Source organism: Frankia sp. CoBUL1, from assembly GCF_978021245.1.
This window is the reverse complement of sequence record NZ_CDXDOS010000020.1, coordinates 22231-28885: the sequence shown is the minus strand read 5'-3', so window position 1 is coordinate 28885 and position 6655 is coordinate 22231. Positions and strand designations below refer to the sequence as shown.

Here is a 6655-nt window from a genome sequence, read left to right as displayed (position 1 = left end):
GGCTCGGCTGATGCGATCGGAGCTTCGGGTATCGCGCTGTTCTTGTCGAAGCGGTGCCCGCGTGATGCGGCGGCACGGTTTCCGAGGGCGCGGGGCGGCTGTAGCACGGTCATCGGATGGCACCTCTCCGGGGCAGGGTTTCGGTCTCCGGGTGAGCTGGTCGGTTCTGACGGTGTGATGTGGCTGTGCCGTGGCGAGGGTGGGTTCTGCGGGCACCCGCCCCGGTGAGGGGCGGTAGCCCGTCGTTGCGATCTGGGCTGGTCAGGGCGATTTCGTAATCCGGCCCGGTTTCGGGCGCGGTTCCGTCCGGAACACCGTGCATTACCACGAAGGCGGCACATGTGCTCAGTCGAGCAGCTGAACGGACTAGCTGAATGATAATACGCGCGCCATTGGGGCCCGGTGTCCGACGTGAACGAAGCGTGGTCTCTCGGGGGATTGTACCGGATGGCGCGCGGTGCACTACCCGTTCGCCGCGTGTTCCGGCGCATTAGCCGCGTTCCGGTGCATTGGCAATGAAGCTCTGGTGGTCCGAGTGTGGTCGGGGGAACGGGCGTAGGCTTAAGGGCAAATTTAAGACACTTATACCGTTGTATGTAATATGCCTGCTTCGGTGAGCCGCCGTCGGAGGCCGACGTCTGCCGTGCTCCGGGCTGATCGTGCCTCCCAGCGGTCGTACGACGGTCGTACGGTGAACGAGTGAGCCTGTTCGACGCCGATCTCTCCGATGGTGCCGGGGCTGGTGCCGGGGCGTCCGACGCGTCGGAGGCCGGGACGGCGTCCCGCTCCGCCTCGGGGTTCGCCGCTCCCCGGGATCGGCGTGGTGGCGGTCCGGGGGTGGGCCGCGCGGCTCCGCTCGCCGCCCGGCTGCGGCCACGGACCCTGGACGAGGTCGTGGGCCAGCGGCATCTACTCGGGCCGGGAAGCCCGCTGCGCCGGCTGGTCGAGGGGGGCGCAACCACCTCGGTCGTGCTGTGGGGACCGCCCGGCACCGGCAAGACCACACTGGCGCACATCGTGTCGAGGGCGACCGGGCGACGCTTCCGGGAGTTGTCCGCGGTCACCGCCGGCGTGAAGGATGTCCGCGCCGTCATCGACGAGGCTCGCGAGACGCTGTCAACGTCCGGTGCGCGCACGGTGCTGTTCATCGACGAGGTGCACCGGTTCACCCGGACGCAGCAGGACGCGCTGCTGCCCTCGGTCGAGCGCGGCTGGGTCACTCTGGTCGCCGCCACCACCGAGAACCCCTTCTTCTCCGTGGTCAGCCCCCTGCTGTCCCGGTCGTTGCTGCTGACGCTGGAGCCGCTGACCGACGACGACATCCGCGGGGTGCTGGCCCGGGCGCTGCGCGACCCGCGGGGGTACGACGGGCGGCTGTCGGTGTCCGACGAGGCCCGCGAGCACGTGGTCCGCCTTGCCGGAGGTGACGCCCGCCGGGCCCTCACCACCCTGGAGGCCGGGGCCGAGGCGCTGCTCGAAGCCCATGAGTGCGAGTCCGGACCGGGTGGGAAGGCCGGAGCGGGTGCCGATGCCGGGGCAGACGCCGAGGCGTTCGTCAACCCGCGGCCACGGCTCGATCTCGACCTGCTGGAGCGGGCCGTCAACCGGGCCGCAGTGCGCTACGACCGGTCCGGGGACCAGCACTACGACGTGATCAGTGCCTTCATCAAGTCGATGCGGGGCGGCGACGTCGACGCGGCCCTCCACTACCTTGCGCGGATGCTGGAGGCCGGCGAGGATCCCCGGTTCGTCGCCCGGAGGATGATCATCCTTGCCAGTGAGGATATTGGCATGGCCGATCCGGGCGCGCTCGGTGTCGCGGTCGCGGCCAGCCAGGCGCTGGAGTTCGTTGGCCTGCCCGAGGCCCGCCTGGCGCTCGCGCAGGCGGTCATCCACCTGGCGCTGGCGCCCAAGTCGAACGCGGTGATCCGGGCGATCGACGCCGCCACCTCGGATGTTCGTGCCGGGCGGGCCGGACCGGTGCCCGCGCATCTGCGCGACGCCCACTACCGCGGCGCGCGGCGGGTCGGCCACGGCGCGGGCTACCGGTACCCGCACGACGCCCCCGGCAACGTCGTGCGTCAGCAGTACCCGCCGGACGGGCTGACCTCGACCGACTACTACCAGCCGAGCGGTAACGGCTTCGAGCGCCGCGCGGCCGATCGGGTCCATGAGCTGCGTGGCGTCGTGCGCGGTGACCCACCGCCGTCCCCGGGCTCGTCCTCACCGTTCTCCTCGCCGTCCTGACTCCTCTCGTGGGGGCTACCCGTGGCCCCGGTAGCCGTCTCGGTAAGGTCACTCCAGGAGCGTCGGCTGGGTGGCGCCCGCGGCACGGCGGATCGAATCGGGTGGGGTGGGACCGGCCCAACGACGATGGAGGCAGGAGCACATATGTCCGGTGGTGCGGTCGCGGGCCTGATCGCGTCGGGCGCGTTCGCGGTGCTCGTCCTCTTCGGCTGTTACGTCCTGCTCAAGCTTGGCAAGATTTTCGATGAGGCCGCGGCCCGGGTACGTCAGACCGGTCTCGCCCTCGACGAGGGAACCGCCCGGGTCAGGCAGGCCGGCGCGACGGTCGACGAGGTCAATCTGGCGCTCTCGCATGTCAACAAGGAACTCGACCGGGTCGACGCGATCACGGCGAACGTGCAGTCGATCACGACCAACGTCTCCTCGCTGACGTCGTTGTTCGCGGCGACGCTCGGCGGCCCGATGGTGCGCGTCGCGGCGTTCAGCTACGGCGTGCGCAAGGCGGCGGCCAAGCGGACCCGCTCGGAGGTCGAGTCCCGGGTGACGGCCCAGATGAAGGCCGAGAAGGCGGCGCGGCGGCAGGCCGGGCGCGGCGGCTCGCAGCCCGCGGGCGAGAAGACCCCGTCGGTGTCCACGGCCGCCGGCGCGGCGGGCGGGCGTAGGGGAGACCGGTAGATGTCGAGGATCTTCTATCTCGCTTTCGGGGCGGCGGCCGGCGTCGTGGTGGTGCGCCAGGTGGCTAAGGCCGCAGCCTCCCTGACGCCGACGAGTCTGGCCGGCTCTCTCGTACAGTCAGTACAGGAGTTCCTCGCGGACGTGCGCGAGGCCGCGGCCGAGCGGGAGGAGGAGATCCGTGTCGCGCTCGGCCTCGACGGTGATCCGGACGAAGCAGACCGAGGCGACGAAGCAGACCGAGGCGACGCGGTCGGGGCTGCCCCGCTCCGGGACGCCGCGGCGCAGGTCGCCGGCTCCGGCGCGCCGCGCTACCCCGCTGGCCTCGACGACGCCGAACGCACGATGCGGCTCGTCCCCGGCGCCCGGCGGCCCTGAGGACTCCCTCGCCCGCGGGCCGGGGGCACCCGCCCTCACCGCAGCCCGGAAGGCGCGCCCGACCACAGCACGCCACCCCGGGATGTCGAACCTCTTCCCACGAAGTCTGGACGACGTGAACCCGATGGACACGGCCGAGATCCGTAGCCGCTTTCTCAACCACTTCGCCCGGCGCGGGCACACCGTCGTCCCGAGCGCCTCACTGGTGGCCCAGGATCCGACGTTGCTGCTGGTCAACGCCGGCATGGTGCCGTTCAAGCCCTATTTTCTCGGGGATCTCCCGGCGCCGTGGCCGCGGGCGGCCAGCGTGCAGAAATGCGTCCGGACGGTCGACATCGAGAATGTCGGGCACACCGCGCGGCACGCCTCCTTCTTCCAGATGTGCGGCAACTTCTCGTTCGGCGACTATTTCAAGGCCGAGGCGATCCCGTTCGCCTTCGAGCTGCTCACCGAAGGGTTCGGCTTCAAGGCCGACGACCTGTGGGCGACGGTCTACCTCGACGACGACGAGGCCGAGGGGATCTGGCGCGAGCTGCTGCCCGCCGAGCGCATCCAGCGCCGCGGCAAGGAGGACAACTTCTGGTCGATGGGCGTGCCCGGGCCGTGCGGGCCGTGCAGCGAGATCTACTTCGACCGCGGCTGCGCCTATGGCCGTGAGGGCGGTCCGATCGCGGACGAGGAGCGCTATCTCGAGGTCTGGAACCTCGTCTTCATGCAGTACGAGCGGGGCGAGGGCGCTGGGTACGACTATCCGATCGAGCGTGAGCTGCCGGCCCGCAACATCGACACCGGGATGGGCCTGGAGCGGATGGCGACCATCCTCCAGGGTGTCGACAACCTCTACGAGATCGACATCTCCCGGCCGGTGCTCGACGCCGCCGGCCGGCTGACCGGGCGGCGCTACGGCGCGGACCCCGCCGATGACGTGCGGTTGCGAGTGATCGCCGACCACACCCGCACCGCCGCGATGCTGATCTCCGACGGCGTCGTCCCCTCCAACGAGGGGCGCGGCTACGTGCTGCGCCGCATGCTGCGCCGGGCGATCCGTAACGCCCGGTTGCTCGGCGCCCACGAGCCGGTGATGAGCGAGCTGTTCGCGGTCGTCGGGTCGGCGATGGGGACGATCTACCCCGAACTGCTCGACAACGCCGAGACGATCACCGGGGTCGCCGTCGCGGAGGAGCAGACGTTCGCCGAGACGCTGCGTACCGGTACCACGATCTTCGACACCGCGGCGCGCCAGGCCCGATCCCTGGGCTCGACCACGCTGGGCGGCGAGGCAGCCTTCAAGCTGCACGACACCTACGGCTTCCCGATCGACCTGACACTGGAGATGGCCGCTGAGGCGGGCCTTTCCGTTGACGAGGCGGGTTTCCACCGGCTGATGGACCGCCAGCGGCAGGCGGCGAAGGCGGACCGGGCCGCGCGGCGGATCGGCAACGTCGATTTGTCCGCGTTCCGGCCGATCCTGGCCCGTTCCGGCCCAACGACCTTCACCGGGTACGAGGAGCTCAGCCGGACCTCCGGCGTGGTGGGCCTCGTCGGCATCGCCGACGGCGCGGGGCTGGCGGCGGCGGGGGAGGGCACTGAGGTCGGGGTCGTGCTCGACGCGACCCCCTTCTACGCCGAGAGCGGCGGCCAGGAGCCCGACCTCGGTCGGCTGCGTTTCGACGGCGGCGAGGTCGAGGTGCTCGACGTCCAGCGGCCCGTGCCCGACCTGGTCCTGCACCGGGTGCGGGTGCTCGGCGGCGAACTGCGGCTCGGCGCGGAGGTGTTCGCGGAGGTGGATGCCGATCGTCGCCGCGCGGTGTCCCGGTCGCACACCGCCACCCATCTCGTGCACACCGCGTTCCGTCGCGCGCTGGGCGAGGGTGCGACCCAGGCCGGTTCGCTGAACTCCCCGGGCCGGCTGCGGTTCGACTTCCACGCCCTCGGCGCGGTGCTGCCGTCGGTGCTCGCCGACGTCGAGGACGAGATCAACGAGGTTGCCCTGCGTGACCTGCCGGTGCGGGCTTTCGTAACCACGCAGGAGGAGGCCCGCCGGCTTGGCGCGATGGCGCTGTTCGGCGAGAAGTACGGCGACGCCGTACGGGTCGTCGACGTGGGCGACTACGCCCGCGAGCTGTGCGGTGGCACGCACGTCGCGAGCTCCGCGCAGCTCGGCGCGGTGAAGCTGCTGTCGGAGGCGTCGATCTCCGCGGGCACCCGCCGAGTTGAGGGGCTGGTCGGCCTCGACGCCTTCCGCTACCTGGCGCGCGAGCATCTCCTGGTGTCGCAGCTGTCCAGCGCGCTGAAGGCCCGTCCGGATGAGCTGGTGGACCGGGTCACCGACATCGTCGGCCGGCTGCGCGACGCCGAGCGGGAGCTGGAACGACTGCGGGCCGCCGCGGTGCTCGCCGGGGCCGGGGCGCTGGCCGAGGGTGCCGAGGAGGTGGCTGGCGTCGCCGTGGTCACCGCCGAGGTGCCCGCCGGCACCGCCCCCGACGACGTGCGGCTGCTGGCGCTGGACGTGCGTGGGCGGCTGGCGGGGCGGCCCGCCGTCGTCGCCGTGGCCAAGGCCGACGGGTCGTCGATCGTCGTGGTGACCGACGACGCCGCGCGCGGCCGGGGGCTGCGCGCCGGTGACCTGGTGCGGCAGTCCTGGGCGAGCCTGGGTGGCAAGGGCGGCGGCAAGCCGGACGTGGCCCAGGGCGGCGGGGGGAACCCACAGCTGGTGCCGGCGGTGTTCGCCAGGCTGCGGGGGCTGGTGGCCGAGCACGCCTCGCGGTGAGCGGCTCGGGCTCCCGGCCCGGGGATTCCCGGCCCGGGGTGCGGATCGGGGTCGATGTCGGCTCGGTGCGGGTCGGGGTCGCCGCGAGCGACCCGGGCGGCGTGCTCGCGGTTCCGGTGACTACCCTGGCCAGGGACAGGCGGGGCAATGCGGACATAGATCAGCTCGTCCTCATCGTCCGGGAGCGGCAGGCTGTAGAGGTCGTGGTCGGCCTGCCCAGACAGATGTCCGGGCAGGAAGGCCGGGCGGTCCGGCTGGTGCGGCAGTACGCCGAGGTACTCGCCGAGCGGATCGCACCCGTCCCCGTGCGTTTTGTGGACGAGCGGCTCACCACGGTTGCGGCTCATCGCAGGATGGCCGAGCGTGGCGTTCGTTCGCGTGCCCGCCGGAGTCTCGTGGATCAGGAGGCAGCCGTGCAGATCCTGCAGCACGACCTGGACAGCCGCCGGGGGAGCGCCGCGCCCGGCGTGATCGGGTGTGCCGCCCCGGCCGCGGGTCCGGACGGCGTGGTCCGGGCTCCGAGAGACGGCCCCCGGGCTCCGGACGGTGTTGTCCCGCCGTCGGACGAGAGGTGACCGGCGGCGACCT

5 protein-coding genes are annotated in these 6655 nt (G+C 71.9%); all 5 read left to right on the top strand.

The features are described 5' to 3' along the window. Positions 1-699: 699 nt before the first annotated feature. A complete protein-coding gene (locus AC08OX_RS03680) occupies positions 700-2247 on the top strand; it encodes a replication-associated recombination protein A (protein WP_476606508.1) in 1548 nt (515 codons plus the stop codon). Between the two features lie 144 nt (positions 2248-2391). After that, entirely contained in the window at positions 2392-2922 is a 531-nt protein-coding gene (locus AC08OX_RS03675; RefSeq protein WP_476606507.1) for a DUF948 domain-containing protein, read from the top strand. Beyond that, complete coding sequence (locus AC08OX_RS03670; protein WP_476606506.1) at positions 2923-3297, top strand: hypothetical protein; 375 nt, start codon at positions 2923-2925, stop codon at positions 3295-3297. It abuts the gene before it with no gap. A gap of 124 nt (positions 3298-3421) precedes the next feature. Beyond that, positions 3422-6067: an alanine--tRNA ligase gene (gene alaS, locus AC08OX_RS03665; protein WP_476606505.1), complete on the top strand. Its 2646-nt coding sequence runs from the start codon at positions 3422-3424 to the stop codon at positions 6065-6067. Continuing rightward, complete coding sequence (gene ruvX, locus AC08OX_RS03660; protein ID WP_476606504.1) at positions 6064-6642, top strand: Holliday junction resolvase RuvX; 579 nt, start codon at positions 6064-6066, stop codon at positions 6640-6642. The genes alaS and ruvX overlap by 4 nt, the downstream gene beginning before the upstream one ends. Positions 6643-6655: the final 13 nt, after the last annotated feature.

Coding starts and splice junctions, on each gene's coding strand:
- AC08OX_RS03675 (WP_476606507.1), top strand. CDS start 2,392: ATGTCCGGTGGTGCGGTCGCGGGCCTGATCGCGTCGGGCGCGTTCGCG.
- AC08OX_RS03670 (WP_476606506.1), top strand. CDS start 2,923: ATGTCGAGGATCTTCTATCTCGCTTTCGGGGCGGCGGCCGGCGTCGTG.
- alaS (WP_476606505.1), top strand. CDS start 3,422: ATGGACACGGCCGAGATCCGTAGCCGCTTTCTCAACCACTTCGCCCGG.